This is a genomic window from Enhydrobacter sp. (assembly GCA_025808875.1).
In the GTDB taxonomy this organism is placed as follows: Bacteria; Pseudomonadota; Alphaproteobacteria; order Reyranellales; family Reyranellaceae; genus Reyranella.
In genome coordinates this window covers 1,135,257-1,157,887 of the sequence record CP075528.1, presented here as the reverse complement: position 1 = coordinate 1,157,887, position 22,631 = coordinate 1,135,257, and the positions used below count along the sequence as shown (strand labels likewise).

Here is a 22,631-nt window from a genome sequence, read left to right as displayed (position 1 = left end):
GCCCCTCTGGCGTCGGGCGGTTCGTATGCGTCTGGCGGTATGACCCGGTCAGGTCGCGCCATCGCCTTCCGGACACGGGTGACCAGGACATGATTAACCGTTATTGCCCCTACATACGAACTTCATAACACGATATAAAAGACACGAAATCAGTTTCGCACTTTCCTTATAGGGGCTCTCGCGGATGCAGGCAATGGCAAACTCCAAATCTGATACCTCCTCTGCCAGCTGGACCTTTCTGACCAACCACGCCCATGTGCTGCTCTGCCTGGTCGAGAAGCCGGCAGCGAGAATGCGCGAGGTTGCAGTCCGGGTCGGCATCACGGAGCGCGCCGTGCAGCGCATCGTCGCCGAATTGGAGGAGGCAGGGTATCTCAGCCGCATGCGTGAAGGTCGCGCCAATCGCTACCTCGTCCATGACAACTTGTTCCTCCGGCATCCGGTCGAAAGCCATTGCACCATCGCCGGACTGATCGGGATGGTGACCGGAAGACGAGCGCACGCCCAACCCTCTCGCAAAGGCGCTCGCCGGGCTTGACCGCATCTATCTTTGTCTTCGTCGTGGGCGATTGCGGCGAGCGATCCGCTTGAGACGAGACAGGGGCTAGCGCTTGTCGTCGACGAACAGTTCCGTCTTCGCTGCTTCGCTGATCGCCACGACGGCCGGATGGGTCAGTTTGCGTTCGATGGAGATGGCGTAATATTTTGCTGCGACGCTGTCGGCGCGGCCGATGATTTCAGCTTCATATTGGCTGCGAATCTCGTCGGCCAGTACTGTCGGTGCAGGGAAAATACCAGCACCCGCCTTGCCGAAGGCCTTCATCAGCGCGGTGTCGTCGAACTCGCCGACAATGCGCGGTTCGATCTGATGTTCACTGAACCACCGCGTAAGCGCCCCCCGCATGGTTGCGCCATCGCTCGGGATGAGCATGGGGGCGCCGTGGAGGGATCGTGGAAAATCCTTCCGATAGCGTGCGACTAGTGGGCGCACGGCATAGAAGGCGATCGGTGTGCGCCCGAGAGCGTGGCTGTAGCCTTTCACCCCCAGTTCGGAGGGCAGCGGCCGGTCGGCGATCACGAGATCCATCTTGTGGATGGCGAGTTCCGCGAACAGCCGATCCAGCTTGTCTTCCCGGCAGATCAACCGCACACGCCCGGCACTAGTCAGTGCCGGAGCGAGCAGGTGATAGGCCATCGACTTCGGCACGACGTCCGCCACCCCTACCCGTAAGAGCATGTCGCTGCGGCCGGGGCGGTTGCGCACCGTCTCCTCCAGCTCTCTTCCGATCTGGAAGATCTCGTCGGCGTAGGAAAGGGTCAACTGCCCCGCCGCAGTCAATTCCAACCGCCGCCCGGCGCGGCGGAACAGCTCGGTTCCGAGCGCTTCCTCCAGCGTGCCGATCTGGGCGCTGATGGTCTGCGGCGCCAGACGCAGCTGCTCGGCGGCGCGCGCAATGCTGCCGGCCTTCGCGACCTTCCAGAAATAGTGCAGCTGCTTGTAATTCAACACGGCCGGCCAATCCAATCAGCAGTTTTTTTCGACTGAAACACACCGGATTATCTGCTTTTTTTGATGATCGATCAAGCCTAGATACTGCGCGAACTCGGCTGGTGGATGGAGGAATGATGAGAATCGCGATTCAAGTGCGTAACGCGGACCTCACAGAGGAGCTGCGTGAGCATGTGGAATATCGGCTGGCATTCGCACTGTCGCAATTTCCAGAGCACATTCGCGGCGTTGCCGTAGTCTTGTCCGATATCAACGGACCGAAGGGCGGCATAGACAAGCGCTGCAGTCTGCGCGTTCGGCTGAACGGGCGGTCAGATATCGTCATCGAGGAGACAGAGGCGGACTTTCATGTCGCGGTGAATCGCGCCGCGGATCGGGCCAAGCGGACTCTGGGGCGCCGCCTGCGGCGCGTGCGCGACACCTTCAGTGAACGGGCTTCGTGAGGCGGTGATGCGCAGCCCCCTCCATAAGCATCGGTTTTCGGCGCTGGCCGTCTCGGCTTTGAGCAAGGTGCGGGCGCGCACCTGGCTGATCCTGGTTGCCGCCGTTGTCGGGATCCTCGGTCTGGTGACCTGGGCCGGGATCGCGTTGCTGTCCTGGTTGTGGGGGCAGTTTCCGACGGCAACCGAGGCAGGCAGGCGCCTTGCCAACGATGCGGCGACGCAGATCGAACAGGTGGTGCCAGGCCTGAAAGAACAGATCGGACAGTGGGTGCCGGATCTCGCGGAAAACCCGCCGGCGAGCGACGTCAGCGGCACCGATGCGGGGCCCGTGCCGCGCTTTCCCGGCCTGGTGCGCAGCTATTTCGCGCGCGGGGAGAAGACGGTCGAGGTCCGCTATGCCGGGCGCGCCGCTTTTGAGGCCGTGCGAGCGCACTACGTTCAAGGCTTCGCGGCCGCAGGATACGCCCATGAGGTGGTGAATGGATCGCCCGAGGCCGAACATCACCGCTTCAAGCGCGACCAAGAGTCAATCGATCTCTTGCTGTTCCGCCAGGTGGAGGAGCGTGTGGAGATTCGTTTGACGGTTCCGGCTCAGTAGGAATTTGGCGAGGAGTACCGCGAGGACCACATCTCAAACAACCAACCGGAGAAAGGCTATGAGTATGAGTGCTTTGATATACAAGCTGACGGTCGTCCACGGCCAGCTCGACGATGCGATTCGACACGAGCACAAGCGGCGTTTTCCCGACGGCATCAGACTGCTGCGGCTGAAAAAGCTCAGGCTCGCGGTGAAGGATCGCCTGCAGTTGCTCGTCCGCTTCGGTCGGCAGGAGAGGGTTTGAACCATGCGAACCGAGGAAACTGTGGCGGCGATGCCCTGTCCGACCTGCAAGACCGGGTTGGTGCTGTCCGACCGACAAGGCGTCGAGATCGACTATTGCCCGACCTGCCGCGGAGTGTGGCTTGACCGGGGCGAGCTCGACAAGATCATCGCTCGCAGCACCGAAGATGCGTCGCCTGCAGCCCGCACGACCGGGTCGCGCGAAATCCGTGAGCAACGCCACTACGACGATGACGATGATCATCGCAGCTACGGCCACAAGAAGCGCAAGAGATCCTTCTTGTCAGACTTTTTCGACTGAGGGGAAGCGCCGTGCGCGCCACGCGGATGGCCGGACGACGACGGCAGACGTGGAGCATCAGCGCTTCAGGCGCAGCGGCAAGAGGTCAATCGCTTCGCCGCTACGCCGAGTTGGGCGCGTGGGACTATGAAGATTCTGGTCGCAGACATTTCGTGAGGAGCGCCGGGTGAAACGCATTGCGCTTTTTCTGGCAACCAATTTGGCCGTGGTGCTGGTGCTGTCGATCACCCTGCGCTTGCTGGGGGTCGAACCCTACCTCAACGAACAGGGCCTCAATCTCAACGCTTTGCTCATCTTCGCGGCCGTCTTCGGCTTCGGCGGCGCCTTCATTTCCCTTGCCCTCTCGAAATGGACGGCCAAGCGTGCGGTCGGCGCCCAGGTCATCTCCCAACCGAAGACGCCGATGGAACAGTGGCTGGTGCAAACCGTCGCCCGCCAGGCCCAGGTCGCCGGCATCAAGATGCCCGAGGTTGCGGTCTACGACTCGCCGGAGGTGAACGCCTTTGCCACCGGCATGAGCAAGAATGCCTCCCTCATCGCCGTGTCGACTGGCCTCTTGCAGCAGATGAGCCGGGAAGAGGCCGAGGCGGTGCTCGGGCACGAGGTGTCGCACGCCGCCAATGGCGACATGGTGACGATGGCGCTCATCCAGGGCGTGGTCAACACCTTCGTCATGTTCCTGTCGCGGGTGATCGGCCATGTGGTTGACCGGGTGGTGTTCAGGACCGAGAGCGGTCACGGTCCTGCTTTCTTCGTCACGATGATTGTCGCCGAATTACTGCTTGGCGTCCTCGCATCGATCATCGTCTTGTGGTTCTCCCGCCAGCGGGAATTCCGCGCCGACCGGGGTGGCGCCGAGCTCGCCGGCCGGCGGCACATGATCGCCGCCCTGCGCCGTTTGGCGGCGCTGCAGCCGGCGTCTCTGCCGGACAAGATGGCCGCATTCGGCATTTCGGGGACGGCACGGGGCGGACTGATGCGCCTGTTCAGAACGCATCCGGCTTTGGAAGAGCGGATCGCAGCGTTGGAAAACGCGGATAAGGAATTTGCAAGGTGAAGATGAAAGCGGACGCAAGGTGAGCCGTGTGATGCGGTCAATGTGAAGCAGCAGATCAATTGAGGAGATAAAAAGAATGGCTTTCAAGGACGCCTTGCTCCAGTTGAGCAGCTATCCGGAGCCGACGTCGGCCGCGGCAATCGAGCAAGCTGTCGTCTTCGCCGGGGCGCTGGACGCGCGCATCTCAGCGCTCACTTTCAAAATAGAGATTCCGACCGCCGGTAACGTGCTTGCGAATACGCTGCTCGACATCCCGGGAATGGTTGCGGCCGAGCGGCAGAAAAGCGCGGCCAATGCCCAGAGTCTGATCAGCACGTTCAAAAGCATGGCGACGAAGCGCGGCGTTCCACACGAGCAGATCGTCGAGTCGTGCACGACCTCGCAGCTGGCGGCCATCGTGACCGAACATGCCAGGATGCACGATATCACGATGATCCCGATCGGCGAGCAGGCGACGCTTCAGCAATATGTCGCCGAGAGCGTGATATTCGGCTCTGGACGCCCCACGATTATCCTCCCCGAAGTACCAGAACGCAGTGGTTCCTTGTCTTTCGACGTCGTCGGAGTGGCTTGGGATTTCAGCCGGGCGGCGGCACGGGCGGTGGCCGATGCCCTCCCGATCCTGGAGCGCGCCAAGACGGTGCGGGTGGTGACGATCACACAGGAAAAGACGATTGATACGAACCACTCAAGTGCGGACCTGGCGAAGCATCTCGCCTTTCATGGCATCGAGGTTGTCCTAGAGGAGGAAGAGGCCGCCGGGCGGACGATCGGGCAAGCTCTCAAAGAGTATACGACCGCGCATGCAATCGACCTGCTCGTGATGGGGGCCTACGGGCACTCCCGCCTGCGCCAATTCATCCTGGGCGGCGCGACGAAGACCATCATCGCCTACCCATCGTTGCCGGTGCTCCTGTCGCATTGAGGTGCCGCGTCGACTGCTGCGCGACGGCGGAGAGCCAGGACGACAACGCCAATGATCATCAACGGCTATAGGAAGTACTGGATCGGCAGCTTGCGCCCCGGCCGCATTCACACTGGCACGTCAATCCTGCTACGGGTCGCATTGAATGTCGCTGGTGCGTCGAGGACGACTTGCCGCGCGACACGGGTTGGCAGCAACTCGGCCTGATACACGCAGTTTACCAGATGAACCGCGCGGGAATTCTGAGAGCAACGGCCGAAACAACTCCTATGATATACGAAAGTATATCGACGCGATACCTTCGGCTGGCGTGGCTTTCCTCACGCGCCCTGGCATTGCCGACGTTGGCAGTTTACACAGCCGCCACACCGTCCAGCGCGCTGAGGCGCGCTTGGGCAAGTCTGGGACCAAACTGATGCCTAGCGACAGTAGTCGACAGCACACGCCGCTGAGGCCGTCCGGCCGAGCCTAGACGCATGGCTCGCTCGTGACAGCCAAGGCGGCTGACACGAGGTGAGTCATGAGCACTTATTGCGCGCGCTACCCCAACATATGCCGCGTCAGCGATGAAGCATCAGGCGTCGCCCTGACGCTCCGGGGGTTTCAATCGTCATCGAGGCCGCCCGTTGCACATGTTTTTCCGGGGAGCTTCAGACGCAACGCTCCCGGATCGTCGGGCGCCCTCTCCCGAATATTGATCGCCAACTGAGCCGACACGACGGAGGGCGCACGGCCCTGCGGAGTTTGCTCACGCCAAAACATATAGAGGATTGTCATGCTGATTACGAAGATGGATCGTATCACTAAGAATGGTGGAAATAACAGGATTGCTCCGACGCTGGAGCGTGAGGTTATTATTTCGACCGTCGCGCTTTATCTGCTGATTTGTGGGGCGCTGCTCGCTGTCCATCATTTTCAGCCGGCGGGCCAGGAAACGACAACATCGTCGTCGTCACCGTCGCATCAGCATTTCTCGACAACCGGAAAATAGTTGAAGGAGCGCGAACAGAGCACCGCAAGATAATGAGAGAAGGTCTAAGTTATGGTCACGATGGAACAAGTGGAAACCACCGTCGCGGAAAAGGTTTGGGTTCGCCTGTCGGCTGACGACAAAGATGCGGTCGCTGCCGCGCGTCGACATTGGAAGGCCAATTTCCCTGCTGCGACGGAAGAGCTGTCCGAAGACGATCTGTACTACTACCTGCCCGTCACTCTGACCCTGCGGCTTGGCGACGAGTTCCACGCTGAGACGGTGATCTTCGCGCTTGGCGACGGTCCCCTCATTACGCTTGAACCGGCCCGAAAACTTGCGCCGCTGGATCGCTTTGCGCAGCGGCTTGCGAGCAGTCCTGACATCGCCAAGAGCGGAAAGGACGCGATGCGCGCGATCCTCCGCGCCATGAATCTGGCATCGGATCAGGTCGTCGAGGCGGTCAGTATTTCATTGGAGTCGATGAATGACGACATCCTGCGCCTGACCGGCGGACGGGATGAAAAGGGACGCGAGATCGGCGTCAGCGATGTCTACGAGACGATGCAGCGGCTGAATGAGGTCGAGGAATTGATCGCGCGTGTTCAGGAGTCCCAACTGGACTTGGCCCGGTGCGCTCGCTACCTCAAAACCGAGGTTGGCACTCGGGACACCGAGTCACGCGCCGAGATCGAAAATCTGCAGGCCGACATCCAGGGCGTGAAGGAACACGCGACGTTTGAACACGAGAAGGCGCGTTATCTCCAACAGTCGGTCATGACATCGCTGGGTGTCAAGCAAAACCAGATCGTCAAGGTGTTCACGATCATCACTGCCGTATTCCTACCGCCAACTCTCGTTGCGACCTTCTACGGCATGAATTTCGCGGTCATGCCGGAACTCTCGTGGCGGTGGGGCTTCACCGTGACCATTGCCATGACGCTGGCGGCCGCGCTTCTGCCGCTCATCTACATCCGACGGAAGGGCTGGCTGAGATGACGGTGACGTCATAAGCGCAGCAGCGCGACCTTTCCGACGGGGCCGACGCTTCTTTCGGCGCAGAGCGGCAGAAGCTCGGCCGCCGTCGGCGTCCTGCGCGGCGCAGGCTTCTATCCCCAGGCAATGATCGCGACCGTTTTCGTTATCGGCGTGAATCTCGTCTTGCGTCCGCTGGTCACTATGATCGGGCGGCGTCCCATTTCCATGAGTGATGCGGATGCAGCCTATGAAATCTCGATCATCTGTCACGGTGAAGCCGAGGCCCACGTCCGCGCTCTTCTCCTGCGAGACCTCGGCTCGACGCTCTATATTCGCGACCTCGAAAGCAGCAACATCGAGGACAGTAGTCGCGTCGAGGTGACGGCCTCGGTGCGAGCGGACAGCCGCCAGGATCGCATGCTCGAGTAGATCGTCGGCCGCCTCAGCCTTGAACCGTTGGTCACGGCGGCCCGCTGGCGTCTCTCCGCCGTCGAGTGATCGGGAGAAAGCATGTATAAAGCCGAAGCTCAGAAGTAGTTTCGGCGGGGGCCTTACGCATATGGAAGGAACGAGCCCTTGATGGGAAGACACCAGCGCCTGGCGGGGACAGGCACCGCTCTGCGGTGGGTGCTGATGCTCGGCCTGATGGTGGTCGTCTTCATCGCGGACACGATCACCGATCTGGAGATCGCCGTCGCGGTGTTCTATGTCGCGGTCGTTCTCATTGCGGCCGGTTTCCTGCGAGCGCGCAGCGTCCTTGTCGTTGCTGCGAGTTGCGTTGTCCTGACGCTGGCGAGCTTCATGTTCACCCGATCCGGGGCCTATGAAGCGGGCGTGATAAACTGCGCGCTGAGCATCGGCGCCATCGTCGGCACCACATATCTAGCTTTGACGAAATCGTCGGCGATCCTTGCCGAGCATGAAGCTCGTGCGCAACTCGTTCGGCTTGCTCGCGTCAACTCTCTTGGTGAGCTGACCGCGTCCATCGCGCACGAGATCAATCAACCCCTGACAGGCGTCATAAATAGCGGGAACGCAGGCTTGCGTTGGCTGGCGGCGGAGCCGCCCAATCTCAGCAAGGCGCGGCAGGCGCTTGAACGGATAATTGGCGATGCGAATCGTGCTAGCAGCGTAGTCGAACGTGTACGCAGCCTCGCGAAGCGCGTCGAACCGAAGGCCGAGTGGCTAAACGCCGCTGCGATCGTTAACGAGACCATCGCGCTCAGCCGAGGCGAGTTGGACCAGAATCACATCGTCATCCGCACCCATGTTGCGAAGGATTTGCCCCTGGTCTTTGCGGACGGCATTCAAATTCAGCAGGTGTTGCTCAACATCATCCTGAACGCGATGGAGGCTATGGCGAAGACGCCGCCAGAGCGGCGCGAAATTACAATAGAGCTGTCTTCCAATGATGGCCGGTTCGTCGAGTTCTCGATCGCGGACAACGGTTGCGGCATAGCGCTCGACGAGGCCGAGGGGGTATTTGACGCATTCCACAGCACGAAATCGGATGGGATGGGAATCGGACTTGCGGTCAGCCGTTCGATCGTCGAAGCGCATGGTGGACGGATTTGGGCCGGCCCAAGGTCGGGCGGTGGGGCAGAATTTCATTTCACCCTGCGGGGACATAAGCTTGGTGTATGACACTGTCGATGACAACAGATAGCGAGAAAGACCGGCCGATTGTCTACGTCATCGACGATGACAAATCCGTCCGTGACTCCCTTGAAGACCTGCTGGCTTCGGTCGGTTTGCGCTCAATGCTGTTCGCATCGACTCAGGATTTCGTGCGCAGCGAGCGACCTGATGCCCCTGCCTGCATCGTGCTTGACGTGCGCATGCCGGGACTGAGTGGGCTGGATTTCCAGGAAGAGATGGGGTCGCTTTGCATTCATATCCCTGTCGTTTTCATTACAGCGCACGGCGACATCCCGATGTCCGTGAGGGCCATGAAGGCAGGGGCGGTCGAGTTCTTGACCAAACCCTTTCGGGAGCAAGACCTGCTCGATGCAATCCAGCAGAGTATTACTCGCGATCGGGCCCGACGGCAGGAGAGTGGCGTCAAGGAGGAACTGCGCCGGCGCTATGCCAGCCTCTCGGATGGCGAGCGCGAAGTCATGGACCTCGTCGTTAAAGGTCTATTGAACAAGCAAATCGCTGGAAAGCTTGAGGTCAGCGAGATCACGGTCAAGGTGCGGCGGGGTCAGGTGATGCGGAAAATGGGCGCGGATTCGCTTGCCGACCTCGTGCGTTTCGCCGAGCGCATCCACGGAACTGAGAGTGAGGCGTTGGACCTCAAACTCTAGAGTATACTTTGGTATATTCCTGCGATGCGAATGCACACGGCATGCGGGCGTGGTTCTTAAGAAGCGATAGGTCGCAGCAACTGTAAGATTCTCCCAGCGTTGTTTGAGGCTGGCGATGAATCGGTCGAACGAAAATTTAGATGCAGCCGCCACTCCTGCCGAGGAGCGTCGAGATGCGCCCCGCCGCCGAACGCTGTTCTCCGGCAAGATCATCTTCAATCAGCAATCTTCGGTCTTTAACTGCATTGTTCGGAACATCTCCGACGCTGGCGCATGCCTCGAAATCGACTCGCCTGTTGGGATTCCTGACCAGTTCGAGTTGCTGGTCGAAGATGCCGGCATAAAGGCCGACTATCGAGTTATTTGGCGCCGCGGGAAGCGAATTGGTGTCACTCGGGTGTAAGCCGGGACGCTTGGAAAGGATGTTGATCGGTGAAGGGCGATCTCACGATCGGAAAATCGCGGCCTGATAAGGTCAATATGGCATCACCCTTTTCCGGTGAAGCCACTAGCTCAGTTCCTTTTCCCGGCGTTGGATTCGTGCCACTGCACGATGAACCGATGAACCGATGAACCGAAACCAGTTCCGTTCAGCGCGGTATGGTCGCCGCATAACACCAGCCAGCCGCTCCGCGGTCTGCTTGAGATTGCGCAGCTAGCGTAAGGCTTTTCGGCCCTTGAGCGTTCAGAAGGATGCCGTGAGAGCACTTGCGTCGGACACAGTCAATTGTCCCGCCGCGGGACAGCTCCAGTCGGCACGCGCCCCGCGCGGCGGAATGGCGCTGTTCCGAAGGCTTCCTTGAGTGTTCCGTTCTGATGGTCTGCGGGCGAGACGCAGCTGCTCGGCAGCGCGCTCGATGCTGGTTCGTGACCGTCCAGCGTAGTGTGGCTGCTTGTACTCCGATCCGCAGTTTTTCTCGATCAAAGCACTATTATTAATCTGCTTTTTTTGACGATCAATCAAGCCCACATTCCGCACATGCTCAAGAATCTGGGTGGATGGAGGATTGATGATCGTTGTTCAGACGCCTGACAGGGGCCGACCGATGGTGCTTGCACGCCGACTGGATCACGGCGATCGGCAATACGATCGTCGTGAAACCGGCGGATCGGCTTCCCGACCGCGGCATCGTTGGCCAGACCGCGTCGGAGCCTTCAGCCATTGAAATCGAGCAGCGGCTTCGTTCCCCGACGTCACCAAGCAGCTCTGCGCTCGGCAAAGGTACAGGCAAACGGACGGGGAGGAACAGGCGCCGTGCGGACTGACGAACAACGACGGCACAAGAGGGCGATGCCGTCCCGAACCATCCGGACCAAGCTGGGATTGGAGAGAATGGCTTTCAACGACGCCCTGCTTCACGTGAGCAGCTATCCCGATCCGACCCCGGTTGCGGCCGTCGAGCAAGCGGTCGACTTCTCCGCGGCGTTAGGCGCGCGCATCTCGGCGCTGACTTTCAAGGTCGAGATCCCGCTAGCCAGCAACATAGTTGCGGACATGTTGCTCGACATCTCGGGCATGATTGCGGCGGCGCGGCGGAGGAGCGTGGCGCATGCCCAGAATCTGATCGGTGCGTTCGAAAGCATGGCGACGAAGCGTGGCCTCACACACCAGCAGATCATCGTGTCATGCACCACGGTGCAGCTCCCGGACATCGTGACTGCACGCGCCAGGATGCACGATGTCACGATGGTCCCGATCGGCAAGCACGCGGACCTACAGCAGCAAGTCGCCAAGTGCGTGATACTCGGCTCTGGGCGACCGACGATTGTCTTCCCGGAAACGCCCAAAAAGCAGCAGTTCTTTTCCCTCGATGTCGTTGGAGTGGCTTGGGACTTCAGCCGGCCCGCGGCACGAGCCGTGGCGGATGCCCTCCCGCTCCTTCAGCGCGCCAAGACCGTGCGGGTGGTGACGATCACACAGAAGAAGGTGCCCGATACGACAAGCTCGGGAGGGGAACTCGCGGAGCATCTCGCCTGTCATGGGATCGAGGCTGTCTTGGAGGAGGAAGACGCCGCCGGCCGGACAATCGGCCAGGCTCTCGAAGAGTATGCAACCGCGCACGACCTCGACCTGCTCGTAATGGGTGCCTACGGGCACTCCCGCCTGCGCGACTTCATCCTGGGTGGCGCGACGAAGACCATCGTCGCGAACCCACCGCTGCCAGTGTTCCTCTCACATTGAGATGGAGCACATACGGCAGTGCATCGGCGAGCGACAACCCGAACAAGAGCCATCGGCGCTATCGCAATTGGCCCGCTCGCTAACGTCTAAAACGCTCCCGAAGGCCCCGGGTCCCGCTGGCGTTCGAGCATGGCGCAATAGGGAGCCCGTAACGCATTCAACGGGTGCTCTCAAACACCCGAATAGTAAGGATTACGCATGGAACTGCTCGCCGATTTCCTGACCAGCGATTTCCTCGGCAAGTCTGTCTGGCTATGGCTCGCCTTCCTCTTCGTGGTCGGCGCGCTGCTCGCCTTCGACCTCGGCATTCTTCACAAGAAGGATAAAGAGCTCGGTGTCGCGGAAAGCCTGAAGCTATCGGTGTTCTACATCGCTGTCGCGCTCGTGTTCGGTGCTTGGCTGTGGTGGTCCATGGGCCCGACCTCGGGCATGGAGTACTTCACGGGCTACGCTCTGGAGAAGGCGCTTTCGATCGACAACGTCTTCGTCATCTCGCTGATTTTCAGTTATTTCGCCATTCCCGCCAAGTATCAGTACCGGGCTCTGCTGTGGGGGATCATCGCGGTGCTGGTCTTGCGCGGCATCATGATCGGGCTCGGTGCAGCCCTCGTGCAGCAGTACGAGTGGGTGCTCTATATCTTCGCTGTCTTTCTGATCGCCACGGGGATCAAGATCCTCGTCGTCGGCGAGGGCGAAAAAGACGTGTCGAAGAACCCGATCGTGCGCTTTCTGTCCAAGCGTATGCGGGTGTCGGCAGAGTTGCACGGTTCGCATTTCTTCGTCCGCAAACCAGACCCGAAGACAGGCAAGCTCGCGCGCTTTGCGACGCCCCTGTTTCTGGCGCTGGTCATGATCAACATCGCCGATCTGGTATTCGCGGTCGACTCGGTGCCGGCGATCTTCGCCATTACGACGGACACCTACATCGTGTACACGGCCAATATCATGGCGATCCTCGGGCTGCGCGCCCTCTATTTCGCCCTGGCCGCCATGGTGCACCGCTTCGAGTATCTGAAATACGCGCTCGCCATCGTGCTCGTCTTCATCGGCGTCAAGATTTTCTGGAACCAGATCGTCGGTAAGCTCGACCCCGCGATCTCGCTTGGCGTGACCCTGTCCCTTATCGCGGGCGGCGTCTTGTTCTCGCTCTGGAAGACCCGCGCGGCCGACACTGACGAAACCGGAAGGCATTCCCACGCTCGCCCTGCCGGAGATGATTGATGAACTTCGATGCCCCTATTGCTGCCATGACACACGGCACCGCATCCTCCACCGGGACCGACTCGTGCATAGACACCGACACACGTGACAACGTCCTTGCCCGCCGCAACGTGCTCGCGGGTTTGTGGGCCGGTCGACTGATGCAGCTCCGGGACGATGGAGTTCAAGGCTACGCGGCAGCGGTTCACCACGCCGACTTTTGCGAGCCTGGGGACGAAGATGTCGTCGACAAGCTCTTTGGCGACCTTACCCGTTGCGGAGTTGCCATCACGCGCGAGGAAGTACGCCGCAAGCTCTGTGAGTTCCATCGTCAGGCGATCGTGCAAACCCGCGAGACCGACTGAATGACCCGGAAGAGACGACTGGCGAAGGCAAATCGCTCGGCACGTATAGATGACGCGCCATCGCGTGCGAACTGCACGTGCCGTAGCACTGAATCGCCGCTGCGCTGCTGCCGCGGCGCAGCGCAGCGCTGTGAATGCATGTCTGCAAAAGGCACGAGCCGACCGGTCCATCACAGGAGAACAGAATGATCGACGTGAACAAGCTGCTGAACACCGTGCTGGCGGGCGACACGGCATCACGGCAAAGTGGCACAGAAGTCGGACACCCGGTCGACCGCAGTAGACGCGCGGGCCTCGGCGATTACCTCTCCAGCAATGTGGGCGCACTCGGAACCGGCGCGCTCGCGGGTGGTTTGGCGGGCACGCTCCTGACCTCCAAGCACGCGCGGAAGCTCGGCGGCAGCGTTTTGCAGATCGGGGCTGTCGCCCTGCTCGGAGGGCTCGCCTATAAGGCCTACAGCAACTATCGCGACGGCAAGCCGCTCGTTCCGCAAACCATCCGCGATGCGCTTGGCGGCCTCTCGCCGCAGCAGGCCGGTGCGGCACAACCGGCTTCGGGCGGTCTGTTGTCGCCACCAAGTGCTCTGCCGGCAGACAGCAGCGCCACCCTCCTGTTGCGTGCGATGATCGCGTCGGCCATGGCCGATGGTCGCCTTGACGAGACCGAGCGTTCCCGTTTGATCGAGCGCGTCGAAGCGAGCGCTCTCCCGGGCGAGGAGCGGCATTTTCTCGAGTCTCTGATCGCCCATCCGGATACGCCGGAGCAACTCGCCGCCGCTGCGAATTCTCCTGAGGAGGCCGCGCAGGTGTACCTGGCAGCCTTCATCGCAATTGATGCCGATACTCCCGCCGAAGCGGCTTGGCTCGACGATTTGGCCAACAAGCTCGGCCTCGATCCGCTTTTGCGCAGGAACATCGAGGCCGCCGGCCGCGGTACCGCGTGATCTTGTAGGACGCGCGATCGGAGAGCCAATGACGCTGAATGCGATCCAACGTTCGAGCTTGAAACGTCCTGCTGCGGGCCGCACCCGCGAGGCAGACCGAAAGGTGTCTGCGAAGCGCCTCCTGTCCAGGATCGTTCGCATCCGAGCTGCCGTCATTCGGGAGAGCCAAGCCATTGTGGAGGACTGGACCCCCAACGTGGCTCGGCCGAGTTTTCTGCCTGGAGCCATCAATCTCGCGCAGTATCTAGCGTTTCGTCGCCATGATTTAAGCGGTCTACAACATCAGCTCTCGGCGCTTGGACTGACCTCGCTCGGGCGGAGTGAGGGCCGCGTTATGGCGACCCTTGACGCCGTCTGCGCGAGGCTGACCGAAATCGCCGGCGAGCCCGCCGTGTCCCATCCCGTCCCCTTAGCCTTCCGGAACGGAAAGCGGATTTTGAGGCGAGAGCAGGCCAGGATTTTCGGGAGCGATCCGCACGGGCCCGGCACGCGGATCATGGTCACGTTGCCGACCAGAGCCAGTGAAGATCGCGCCCTGGTGGCTGACATCATTCGGGCCGGCGCCGATTGCCTGCGCATCAACTGCGCGCATGGGGGACCGGAGACCTGGGCGACCATGATCGGGAACAGCCGCGCCGCGGCGGCTGAGCAAGGCAGGACCTGTCCAATCCTCATGGATATCGCCGGCCCGAAATGCCGGATCGCCGAAGTCTGCGCGCCGAAGAAGACGCGGCTCCACCGCGGCGACCTTCTCATGTTGGCTGGTCGAATGCCCGCTCAGCTAAAGGCTGGCGATATCGTCATCCGTGTGACGTTCCCTGCCGTACTTGATCAGCTTGAAGTCGGAGCACGGGTCTTCATCGACGATGGCCGCATTGGAGCGCGCGTCGAAAGGATTGAGCCTGACGGCGCGATGCTTCGCGTGGAGCAGGCGCGCAGCAAAGGGGAGAAGCTCAGACGCAAAAAGGGACTGAACTTCCCGGATACGGCGCTCGATCTTCCGCCTCTGACCGAGAAGGATATCCACGATCTCGATTTCGTTGCGGAGAATGCCGACCTCGTCGGGTTCTCGTTCGTTCAGCGTCCGTCGGACATCACGCTTATTCAGAGGGAATTGGCAGCACGACGCGGTGGACGTCCCGTGCAGCCTCTCGTGATCAAGATCGAAACCGCGCTCGCCGTCAGGAACCTTCCCGAGCTGATCGTGCATGGCGCCGGGCAACAGCCACTGGCGGTCATGATCGCGCGAGGCGATCTCGCGGTCGAAAGTGGCTTCGAGAACATCGGCGAAGTCCAAGAGCATATTCTCTGGCTTTGCGAGGCGGCCCATGTGCCGGTCATCTGGGCGACCCAGGTGTTGGCCGGGATGGTCGAACAAGGAGCGCCCAGCCGAGCGGAGATAACCGACGCGGCCATGGGGCAGCGTGCCGAATGCGTGATGCTCAACAAAGGACCATTCATTGTCGAGGCAGTGCGGCTCCTCGACGACGTGCTCCGCCGCATGGATCGCCACCAGCTGAAGAAATCGGCCCGCCTCATGCCGCTGGAGCTCTGGATAGAACCGCAAGATGCGCGCCAGGCGCGCGAAGCGGAGCGAAGGTGACCCCCGGTGAACGAGATGACCCTCCTTCGGCCTGACGACTGGCACGTGCACCTTCGGGATGGGGCCATGCTGCAGATGGCGCTGCCATGGACGGCGAGCACCTTCGGCCGCGCCATTATCATGCCCAATCTCGATCCGCCGATCACGACGGCTGCCCAAGCGGCAGCGTATCGCGATCGGATCCGGGGCGCGATCCCTCGCGGCTGGATCTTCGAGCCGCTGATGACCTGCTTCCTCACCGATGAGACCGATCCAGTGGAGGTAGCTCGAGGCTTCGCCGAGGGAGTTATCACCGCGGTCAAGATGTATCCGGCGCGCAGCACGACCAATTCCGACGCCGGTGTCACGAATGTCCGCCGGGTCTATCCGGTGTTGGAGCGGATGCAGGCCATCGGCATGCCGCTTCTGGTCCATGGCGAGGTGGCCGACGGCGAGGTCGACGTCTTCGACAGGGAGAAGGCGTTCATAGACCAGGTGCTTGTCCGGCTGCGAGCCGATTTCCCGGCGCTGCGGATCGTCCTGGAGCACATCACGACCGCCGAAGCCGTGGACTATGTGCAGGACGCCGAGGGGCCCATCGGAGCCACCATTACTGTTCATCATTTGATGATCAATCGCAACGCGATGTTCGCGGGCGGTATCCGGCCGCATATGTACTGTTTGCCCGTGGCCAAGCGGGAGGGCCATCGCCTCGCATTAAGGAACGCCGCGACCTCCGGCAACCCCCGCTTCTTCCTCGGCACGGATTCGGCGCCGCACCTGGTCCGGGACAAGGAATCGGCCTGCGGCTGCGCCGGCATCTTTACGGCGCCGGTTGCGCTCGAATTGTACGCCCAGGTCTTTGAGGAGGAAGGGGCGCTCGATCGGCTCGAAGCCTTCGCGTCCCTCAACGGCGCACGTTTTTACGGCCTGCCGCCCAATACCGAGACCGTCACGCTCGTGCAGTCACCTTGGAAGCCACCCGAAACCCAGCCGGTTGGAAGGGAGCAGGTGCGGGTGTTCTGCCCGGAAGGCGTGGTCCGTTGGCGCATTGCGCCGACGGATTGAAAGCAACGGATCCCTATTCACAAACCGAGGCCGACCCATGACACATCGCTTCGACAAATCCAGGCTGCCGAGCCGCCACACGACCGTTGGTCCCGAGCGCGCGCCGCATCGTTCGTTCCTCTACGCCATGGGGCTGACCGAAAAGGAGATTGCCCAGCCCTTTGTCGGCGTCGCCACCTGCTGGAACGAGGCGGCGCCGTGCAACATCGCGCTCAGCCGCCAGGCGCAGGCGGCCAAGCTGGGCGTCAAGGCGGCCGGCGGCACGCCGCGCGAGTTCACCACCATCACCGTGACCGACGGCATCGCCATGGGTCACCAGGGCATGAAGTCATCGCTGGCGAGTCGCGAGGTGATCGCCGACTCGGTCGAGCTCACCATGCGCGGCCATTGTTACGATGCCCTGGTCGGTCTAGCCGGATGCGACAAGTCGCTGCCCGGCATGATGATGGCGATGGTCCGCCTCAATGTGCCGAGCGTGTTCCTGTACGGCGGAACGATCCTGCCGGGACGCTTCCGCGGCAAGGACGTCACCGTGCAGGACGTCTACGAGGCGGTGGGCGGCTATCAGGCTGGCCAAATCTCCGCCGACGAGCTGCACGCGCTCGAATGTGTCGCTTGCCCTTCCGCAGGCTCCTGCGGCGGCCAGTTCACCGCCAATACCATGGCCTGCGTCTCCGAGGCGCTTGGGCTCGCACTGCCCGGTTCGGCCGGGGCGCCCGCGCCCTACGAGATCCGCGACGCCTTCGCGGAAGCATCCGGCAAGGCCGTGATGAACCTGCTGGCGCGCGATCTCAGGCCGCGCGACATCGTCACCCGCAAGGCACTGGAGAACGCCGCTACCGTGGTGGCGGCTTCTGGCGGCTCGACCAACGCGGCGCTGCACTTGCCGGCGATCGCGCACGAGGCGGGCATCGACTTCGACCTGCATGCCGTCGCCGAGATCTTCAAGCGCACGCCCTACATCGCCGATCTCAAACCCGGTGGGCGCTACCTTGCCAAGGATCTGTTCGAGATCGGCGGTGTGTCGGTGCTGCTGAAGGCGCTGCTCGACGGCGGCTATCTGCACGGCGACTGCATCACGGTGACAGGCAAGATGATCGCCGAAAACCTGGCCGATGTAGTCTTCCCGACCGACCAGGACATCGTTCGCCCGATCTCCGATCCGATCACCACCACCGGCGGCGTGGCCGGTCTGCGCGGCACGCTCGCCCCCGAGGGCGCGATCGTCAAGGTGGCTGGTATGACGAACCTCCAATTCCGCGGGCCGGCCCGGTGCTTCGACTCCGAGGAAGCGGCCTTCGACGCCGTCCAGAAGCGTAAATACCAGTCAGGGGAGGTCATCGTCATTCGCTATGAAGGGCCAAAAGGCGGGCCCGGCATGCGCGAGATGCTGGCGACCACGGCAGCCGTTTACGGCCAGGGCATGGGCGACAAGGTGGCGCTTGTCACCGACGGGCGCTTCTCCGGCGCCACGCGCGGCTTCTGCATTGGGCATGTCGATCCGGAAGCGGCCGTTGGCGGCCCGATCGCATTGCTGAAGGACGGTGACATCATCGCCATCGATGCCGAGGCGGGTACGCTTGACGTGGAGCTCTCGGCCGAAGAGCTGGAGGTTCGGCGCAAGGCGTGGCGACCGCATCGTCACGACTTCCAGTCAGGCGCGCTTTGGAAATTTGCGCAGACCGTGGGGCCCGCCTCGAAAGGCGCGGTCACCCACCCTGGGTCCGCCGCGGAGACGCACTGCTATGCCGACATTTGAAAGCCGGGCGAAGCTGAATGCCCCACGGCCATTCGCGGCTGCACGCACCGTGTCGTGGCGACCTGGCCGCGCGCCGCCTCTGCAAGTGACACTTGGAAGCTCAAGAAGCCGCCATCTTCTCGGCGGCCGCACAAGTCGAGAGACCATGCTGATATGACAGTCATCGAAGCTCCCAGCCGAGTTGATGAACGATTCTCGCACATACGCCGGCTCGAGGCCGAGTCGATCGCCATTATCCGAGAGGTTGCCGCCTGTTTTCAGCGGCCCGTGCTGCTCTACTCGATCGGCAAGGACAGCTCGGTCCTGCTGCATCTGGCGCAAAAGGCATTCGCACCGGCGCCGCTGCCGTTCCCGGTGCTGCATGTCGATACCGGATGGAAGTTCCGGGAAATGATCGCCCACCGCGACAGCATCGCCGCGCGCCTTGGGTTCGAACTCCTCGTTCACACGAACGAGGAAGCCGCGCGCGCTGGCATCACGCCGTTCACCGCATCTTCGGCGGTCTACAACCATGCGATGAAGACCGAGGGACTGAAGCAAGCAATGGCGCGCTGGGGTTTCGATGCTGCGATCGGCGGCGCACGCCGCGACGAGGAGAAGTCGCGCGCCAAGGAGCGCATCTTCTCACACCGCAACCCAGCGCAGCGCTGGGAGCCAAAGACGCAGCGGCCGGAGTTCTGGCATGCTTGGAACACGCGCCTCGCCCCCGGCGAGTCGATGCGTGTATTTCCGCTGTCAAATTGGACCGAGCGCGACGTCTGGGACTACATCTGGATCGAAGGCATCTCCCTCGTTCCTCTTTACTTCGCGAAACCTCGGCCCGTCGTCCGGCGCCAAGACACCTGGATCATGGTGGACGACGACCGCATGCCGCTCGAGGCGGGAGAGTCCCCCGAAAAGAGGTCGGTCCGGTTCCGCTCCATCGGCTGCTATCCCTATACCGGGGCGATCGATAGCACCGCCGCCACGCTTGCCGACATCCTGCTCGAGATGCGGTCGACGCGCATGAGCGAGCGCCAGGGACGCTTGATCGACCACGATCAGCCCGGATCGATGGAGCGCAAGAAACAGGAAGGATATTTCTGATGCGCGACACGCCCCATCAGATGCCGGAAGAGGAAAGCCCGGACGCCATAATCGCCCGCGTCATCGCCGCCGAGCAAGCCAAGTCGCAGCTTCGCCTGTTGACGTGCGGCAGCGTCGATGACGGCAAATCCACGCTGCTCGGGCGAATCCTCTACGACGCCGACTGCGTCTACGAGGATCAGCTTGCGCGCCTGTTCAATGACAGCAAAGGCCGTGTGCCGGAGGGCGATCTCGACTTCGCGCTGCTGCTCGACGGGCTCATGTCCGAGCGCGAGCAGGGCATCACGATCGACGTCGCCTGGCGTTTCTTTGAGACCGACAAGCGCAAGTTTGTCGTCGCCGACTGTCCGGGCCACGAGCAATACACGCGCAACATGGCCACCGGCGCATCGCAGGCGGATGCCGCCCTGCTGCTGGTGGACGCGCGCAAGGGCGTCCTCACCCAGACGCGACGTCATGCTCATATCCTCGCCTTGATGGGCATCCGCCACGTCGCCGTGGCGGTGAACAAGATGGACCTGGTTGGCTTCGACCGCACTGCGTTCGAGCGTCATGCGGCCGAGATTGCCGACCTTGCCGAAGCGCTCGGCTTCACCGACGCGGTTGCCGTCCCGGTCTCGGCGCTCAAGGGCGACAATGTGTTGGGCCGCTCGGCCGCGATGCCCTGGTTCGAGGGCCCTACGATCATCGGATGGCTCGAGTCGGTCGACGTCGACGATGCGCTGGAGATCGGACCATTTCGCATGCCGGTGCAGTGGGTCAGTCGCGCCGGCCAGGATTTTCGCGGCTACTGCGGACGGATCGTGGGCGGCCGGGTGCGACCGGGAGACGAGTTGACGGTGGCACGCTCCGGCGCGCCTACCGTGGTCACGCGCATCATCCCGGAATGTGATCTCGGTCAGGCCGTCGCGGGGCAGTCGGTCACGCTGGTGCTCGACCGCAACGTGGACGTAAGCCGCGGCGACGTGCTGGCCGCCGCCGATAGCCCGCCCGCTATCGCGGATCAGTTTCAGGCGCATCTGCTGTGGTTGGGCGAGGCGCCCATGATCCCCGGCCGCCAATACCTGATGCGGCTCGGCACCGACGAAGTGCCGGTGAGCATCACAGCACTGAAGCATCGGATCGACATCGACACGCGTGCGCATCTGGCTGCCCGTCAGCTCGCAATGAACGAACTCGCGGTCGTGAACCTCGCTGCCGATCGCCCAGTGGCCTTCGACCCTTATGCCGAGAACCGCGACATGGGCGGCTTCGTGCTGGTCGATCGCATCACCCATGCCACGGTGGGCGCCGGGATGATCGACTTCGCGCTGCGGCGCGCCGGCAATATCCCCTGGCAAGCCTTCGATACCGCTCCCGATGCGCGCGCCGCGGCGCAGGGGCAGCGCCCGGCGATCCTGTGGTTCACCGGACTGTCGGGGGCTGGCAAGTCGACGATTGCGAACATCGTCGACCGCAAGCTGATGGCCGCCGGCTTCCATCCATTTGTGCTGGACGGCGACAATGTCCGCCACGGGCTCAATCGCGATCTCGGCTTCACCGAGGCGGATCGGGTCGAGAACATCCGCCGCATGGCCGAGGTCGCAAAACTGATGGCCGATGCCGGGCTTGTCGTGCTGGTCTGCGTGATTTCACCCTATGCGCGCGACCGGGCGCTCGCGCGTGAGATCGCCGGCAGTCATCCATTCTATGAGATCTTTGTCGATGCGCCGCTGACGGTGGCGGAAGCGCGCGATCCCAAGGGGCTTTATGCGAAGGCCCGGGCTGGAAGAATCACGCATGTCCCCGGCATCGACGCGCCTTACGAGACGCCTGAGGCGCCGGAACTGCGCCTCGCTTCTCACGACGGGCCGGCCGAGGCGCTGGCGGATCGGGTTCTCCATCTTCTCAAGCTCGACCGTACTCTCAAGGTGACCGATGACTAGGGAGCTTTCGCCAAAATGTACAGCACAGCGGATAGCCATTTCCGAATCGACGCGGGGTCGCGCCTCCATGCCGATCTCTGATTCCCGCGACACCCCCGCCCACGCGCTTCCCGATCAGGTCGGCGGCGACCAATTCCATCTGGCCGGCGCACGGACGGTGATCGCCACGATGCACGGCAAGGAACGCGTGATCGCCCCTTTGCTTGCGGAGGCGCTCGGCCTCGATTGCGTTGTGCCACGGGCCTTCGATACCGACCGCTTCGGGACCTTCAGCCGCGAGATCGAGCGAACCGGTTCGCAACTCGACGCCGCCCGCGCCAAGATCGCCGCGGCGTTCGAACACGTACCGCATGCACGTGTGGCAGTCGCCAGCGAAGGCAGCTTCGGGCCACATCCCCAAATTCCCTTCGTCCCGATCGGCCGCGAGATTGTCGTAATGAAGGACCGCGTCAGCGGTCTTGAATTGATCGGTCATTATGCGGGTCTGTCGACGAATTTTGGCCATGCGGTCGTTACGGACCTGACCGGCGCCAGTGCGTTCGCCGAACGCGCGCGATTTCCCGGACATGGGGTGATCGTCATGGGCTGCGTCGATCAGCAGCCGGCGCCCAGGTGCGCGCTGATCAAGGGCATTGACGCTTGGGCCGAACTGCAAAGGGCGATTGAGGAGGTGATCACGATCTGCGGCGCCGCCTTCGTTGAGACCGATATGCGCGCCCATCGCAACCCCACCCGAATGCGCGCCATTAAACGCGCGACGCTGGACCTTGTCCGCCGGTTTCGGAGCCTGTGCCCGATCTGCGCTCGACCCGGATTTGCCATCACCAAGCGGCTATCCGGCCTGCCATGCTCATGGTGCGGAGGCCCAACGCTCGCGCTGAAAGCTGATGTCTATAGCTGTGAGGGGTGCGGTTACCGGGAAGAGCGCGCGGTGAAGGCGGCGACAGCGGACCCGGGGCAATGCGGGGAGTGCAACCCGTGACCAAGGGAACGAAGGGAGAGCAGAATGGCCGCTTCCCAATCGCCCGTTGAGCCTCTCCTAGAGGCCGAAAAGCAGATTGCGTGGGTGCTCGCCCATCCTGGCATGAGCGACTGGCTGAAGGACGCTCTTAGGACCGCAGTCGACCGCGATCCCGAGCACCTTCTGAATGACTTGGAGATACTATGTTTGCTTTTGAGAGCGAAGTCC

The 22,631-nt window shown here is 62.2% G+C and carries 24 protein-coding genes; 23 read left to right on the top strand and 1 reads right to left on the bottom strand.

Annotated elements, in window-relative coordinates; all coding sequences use genetic code 11:
• Nucleotides 1-193 precede the first annotated feature (193 nt).
• Nucleotides 194-538 (top strand): winged helix-turn-helix domain-containing protein, encoded by a 345-nt coding sequence (locus KIT25_05835; protein UYN96456.1) that lies wholly within the window; start codon nt 194-196, stop codon nt 536-538.
• A gap of 66 nt (nt 539-604) precedes the next feature.
• Here the strand turns inward: KIT25_05835 and nhaR are convergent, their stop codons facing one another.
• Nucleotides 605-1,510: a transcriptional activator NhaR gene (gene nhaR, locus KIT25_05830; GenBank protein ID UYN96455.1), complete on the bottom strand. Its 906-nt coding sequence runs from the start codon at nt 1,508-1,510 to the stop codon at nt 605-607.
• 113 nt (nt 1,511-1,623) lie between these two features.
• Here nhaR and KIT25_05825 point away from each other — a divergent pair, with 113 nt between their 5' ends.
• The 22 genes from KIT25_05825 to KIT25_05720 all read left to right on the top strand — a co-directional run bounded on the left by KIT25_05825 (nt 1,624) and on the right by KIT25_05720 (nt 22,424).
• Nucleotides 1,624-1,953 (top strand): HPF/RaiA family ribosome-associated protein, encoded by a 330-nt coding sequence (locus KIT25_05825; protein ID UYN96454.1) that lies wholly within the window; start codon nt 1,624-1,626, stop codon nt 1,951-1,953.
• A gap of 7 nt (nt 1,954-1,960) precedes the next feature.
• Nucleotides 1,961-2,551 carry a hypothetical protein gene (locus KIT25_05820; protein ID UYN96453.1) on the top strand — a complete coding sequence of 197 codons (591 nt, stop codon included), beginning with the start codon at nt 1,961-1,963 and terminating at the stop codon, nt 2,549-2,551.
• 64 nt (nt 2,552-2,615) lie between these two features.
• The gene (locus KIT25_05815) at nt 2,616-2,795 is read left to right on the top strand and encodes a DUF465 domain-containing protein (GenBank protein ID UYN96452.1); all 180 of its coding nucleotides are present in this window, start codon (nt 2,616-2,618) and stop codon (nt 2,793-2,795) included.
• A gap of 30 nt (nt 2,796-2,825) precedes the next feature.
• The gene (locus KIT25_05810) at nt 2,826-3,095 is read left to right on the top strand and encodes a zf-TFIIB domain-containing protein (GenBank protein ID UYN97839.1); all 270 of its coding nucleotides are present in this window, start codon (nt 2,826-2,828) and stop codon (nt 3,093-3,095) included.
• 166 nt (nt 3,096-3,261) lie between these two features.
• Complete coding sequence (htpX, locus tag KIT25_05805) at nt 3,262-4,152, top strand: protease HtpX (GenBank protein ID UYN96451.1); 891 nt, start codon at nt 3,262-3,264, stop codon at nt 4,150-4,152.
• 76 nt (nt 4,153-4,228) lie between these two features.
• A complete protein-coding gene (locus tag KIT25_05800) occupies nt 4,229-5,077 on the top strand; it encodes a universal stress protein (protein UYN96450.1) in 849 nt (282 codons plus the stop codon).
• A gap of 775 nt (nt 5,078-5,852) precedes the next feature.
• Nucleotides 5,853-6,068 (top strand): hypothetical protein, encoded by a 216-nt coding sequence (locus KIT25_05795; protein ID UYN96449.1) that lies wholly within the window; start codon nt 5,853-5,855, stop codon nt 6,066-6,068.
• Nucleotides 6,069-6,137: 69 nt separating this feature from the next.
• Nucleotides 6,138-7,046: a hypothetical protein gene (locus KIT25_05790; protein ID UYN96448.1), complete on the top strand. Its 909-nt coding sequence runs from the start codon at nt 6,138-6,140 to the stop codon at nt 7,044-7,046.
• A 123-nt stretch (nt 7,047-7,169) separates the two neighbouring features.
• Nucleotides 7,170-7,454, top strand: coding sequence for a hypothetical protein (locus KIT25_05785; GenBank protein UYN96447.1), 285 nt, complete (start codon nt 7,170-7,172; stop codon nt 7,452-7,454).
• A gap of 204 nt (nt 7,455-7,658) precedes the next feature.
• Entirely contained in the window at nt 7,659-8,669 is a 1,011-nt protein-coding gene (locus tag KIT25_05780) for a GHKL domain-containing protein (GenBank protein ID UYN96446.1), read from the top strand.
• 8 nt (nt 8,670-8,677) lie between these two features.
• The gene (locus KIT25_05775; protein ID UYN97838.1) at nt 8,678-9,331 is read left to right on the top strand and encodes a response regulator transcription factor; all 654 of its coding nucleotides are present in this window, start codon (nt 8,678-8,680) and stop codon (nt 9,329-9,331) included.
• A 115-nt stretch (nt 9,332-9,446) separates the two neighbouring features.
• Complete coding sequence (locus KIT25_05770) at nt 9,447-9,734, top strand: PilZ domain-containing protein (protein ID UYN96445.1); 288 nt, start codon at nt 9,447-9,449, stop codon at nt 9,732-9,734.
• Between the two features lie 930 nt (nt 9,735-10,664).
• Nucleotides 10,665-11,513 (top strand): universal stress protein, encoded by an 849-nt coding sequence (locus tag KIT25_05765; protein ID UYN96444.1) that lies wholly within the window; start codon nt 10,665-10,667, stop codon nt 11,511-11,513.
• Between the two features lie 198 nt (nt 11,514-11,711).
• On the top strand, nt 11,712-12,734 hold the full coding sequence (locus KIT25_05760; GenBank protein ID UYN96443.1) for a TerC family protein: 1,023 nt from the start codon (nt 11,712-11,714) through the stop codon (nt 12,732-12,734).
• Entirely contained in the window at nt 12,734-13,078 is a 345-nt protein-coding gene (locus KIT25_05755) for a DUF1476 domain-containing protein (protein UYN96442.1), read from the top strand. Before KIT25_05760 ends, KIT25_05755 begins: the two co-directional genes overlap by 1 nt.
• Nucleotides 13,079-13,263: 185 nt before the next feature.
• Nucleotides 13,264-14,022, top strand: coding sequence for a tellurite resistance TerB family protein (locus tag KIT25_05750; protein ID UYN96441.1), 759 nt, complete (start codon nt 13,264-13,266; stop codon nt 14,020-14,022).
• A gap of 28 nt (nt 14,023-14,050) precedes the next feature.
• Nucleotides 14,051-15,625, top strand: a complete 1,575-nt coding sequence (locus tag KIT25_05745) for a hypothetical protein (GenBank protein ID UYN96440.1) — start codon at nt 14,051-14,053, stop codon at nt 15,623-15,625.
• Nucleotides 15,626-15,640: 15 nt separating this feature from the next.
• Nucleotides 15,641-16,672 (top strand): dihydroorotase, encoded by a 1,032-nt coding sequence (pyrC, locus tag KIT25_05740; protein ID UYN97837.1) that lies wholly within the window; start codon nt 15,641-15,643, stop codon nt 16,670-16,672.
• 37 nt (nt 16,673-16,709) lie between these two features.
• On the top strand, nt 16,710-18,431 hold the full coding sequence (gene ilvD / locus KIT25_05735) for a dihydroxy-acid dehydratase (protein UYN96439.1): 1,722 nt from the start codon (nt 16,710-16,712) through the stop codon (nt 18,429-18,431).
• 153 nt (nt 18,432-18,584) lie between these two features.
• On the top strand, nt 18,585-19,517 hold the full coding sequence (gene cysD / locus KIT25_05730) for a sulfate adenylyltransferase subunit CysD (protein UYN96438.1): 933 nt from the start codon (nt 18,585-18,587) through the stop codon (nt 19,515-19,517).
• A gap of 20 nt (nt 19,518-19,537) precedes the next feature.
• The gene (gene cysC / locus KIT25_05725; GenBank protein ID UYN97836.1) at nt 19,538-21,442 is read left to right on the top strand and encodes an adenylyl-sulfate kinase; all 1,905 of its coding nucleotides are present in this window, start codon (nt 19,538-19,540) and stop codon (nt 21,440-21,442) included.
• 67 nt (nt 21,443-21,509) lie between these two features.
• Nucleotides 21,510-22,424 (top strand): hypothetical protein, encoded by a 915-nt coding sequence (locus KIT25_05720; protein UYN96437.1) that lies wholly within the window; start codon nt 21,510-21,512, stop codon nt 22,422-22,424.
• Nucleotides 22,425-22,631 lie beyond the last annotated feature (207 nt).

What these genes read in the sequence shown, in the direction of transcription:
- KIT25_05760 (UYN96443.1), top strand. Translation starts at nt 11,712, where the DNA reads ATGGAACTGCTCGCCGATTTCCTGACCAGCGATTTCCTCGGCAAGTCT.
- KIT25_05775 (UYN97838.1), top strand. Translation starts at nt 8,678, where the DNA reads ATGACAACAGATAGCGAGAAAGACCGGCCGATTGTCTACGTCATCGAC.
- cysD (UYN96438.1), top strand. Translation starts at nt 18,585, where the DNA reads ATGACAGTCATCGAAGCTCCCAGCCGAGTTGATGAACGATTCTCGCAC.
- KIT25_05755 (UYN96442.1), top strand. Translation starts at nt 12,734, where the DNA reads ATGAACTTCGATGCCCCTATTGCTGCCATGACACACGGCACCGCATCC.
- KIT25_05785 (UYN96447.1), top strand. Translation starts at nt 7,170, where the DNA reads ATGATCGCGACCGTTTTCGTTATCGGCGTGAATCTCGTCTTGCGTCCG.
- KIT25_05780 (UYN96446.1), top strand. Translation starts at nt 7,659, where the DNA reads ATGCTCGGCCTGATGGTGGTCGTCTTCATCGCGGACACGATCACCGAT.
- ilvD (UYN96439.1), top strand. Translation starts at nt 16,710, where the DNA reads ATGACACATCGCTTCGACAAATCCAGGCTGCCGAGCCGCCACACGACC.
- KIT25_05820 (UYN96453.1), top strand. Translation starts at nt 1,961, where the DNA reads ATGCGCAGCCCCCTCCATAAGCATCGGTTTTCGGCGCTGGCCGTCTCG.
- KIT25_05750 (UYN96441.1), top strand. Translation starts at nt 13,264, where the DNA reads ATGATCGACGTGAACAAGCTGCTGAACACCGTGCTGGCGGGCGACACG.
- cysC (UYN97836.1), top strand. Translation starts at nt 19,538, where the DNA reads ATGCCGGAAGAGGAAAGCCCGGACGCCATAATCGCCCGCGTCATCGCC.
- KIT25_05795 (UYN96449.1), top strand. Translation starts at nt 5,853, where the DNA reads ATGCTGATTACGAAGATGGATCGTATCACTAAGAATGGTGGAAATAAC.
- KIT25_05815 (UYN96452.1), top strand. Translation starts at nt 2,616, where the DNA reads ATGAGTGCTTTGATATACAAGCTGACGGTCGTCCACGGCCAGCTCGAC.
- KIT25_05810 (UYN97839.1), top strand. Translation starts at nt 2,826, where the DNA reads ATGCCCTGTCCGACCTGCAAGACCGGGTTGGTGCTGTCCGACCGACAA.
- KIT25_05770 (UYN96445.1), top strand. Translation starts at nt 9,447, where the DNA reads ATGAATCGGTCGAACGAAAATTTAGATGCAGCCGCCACTCCTGCCGAG.
- KIT25_05745 (UYN96440.1), top strand. Translation starts at nt 14,051, where the DNA reads ATGACGCTGAATGCGATCCAACGTTCGAGCTTGAAACGTCCTGCTGCG.
- KIT25_05720 (UYN96437.1), top strand. Translation starts at nt 21,510, where the DNA reads ATGCCGATCTCTGATTCCCGCGACACCCCCGCCCACGCGCTTCCCGAT.
- KIT25_05800 (UYN96450.1), top strand. Translation starts at nt 4,229, where the DNA reads ATGGCTTTCAAGGACGCCTTGCTCCAGTTGAGCAGCTATCCGGAGCCG.
- KIT25_05765 (UYN96444.1), top strand. Translation starts at nt 10,665, where the DNA reads ATGGCTTTCAACGACGCCCTGCTTCACGTGAGCAGCTATCCCGATCCG.
- KIT25_05835 (UYN96456.1), top strand. Translation starts at nt 194, where the DNA reads ATGGCAAACTCCAAATCTGATACCTCCTCTGCCAGCTGGACCTTTCTG.
- KIT25_05825 (UYN96454.1), top strand. Translation starts at nt 1,624, where the DNA reads ATGATGAGAATCGCGATTCAAGTGCGTAACGCGGACCTCACAGAGGAG.
- pyrC (UYN97837.1), top strand. Translation starts at nt 15,641, where the DNA reads ATGACCCTCCTTCGGCCTGACGACTGGCACGTGCACCTTCGGGATGGG.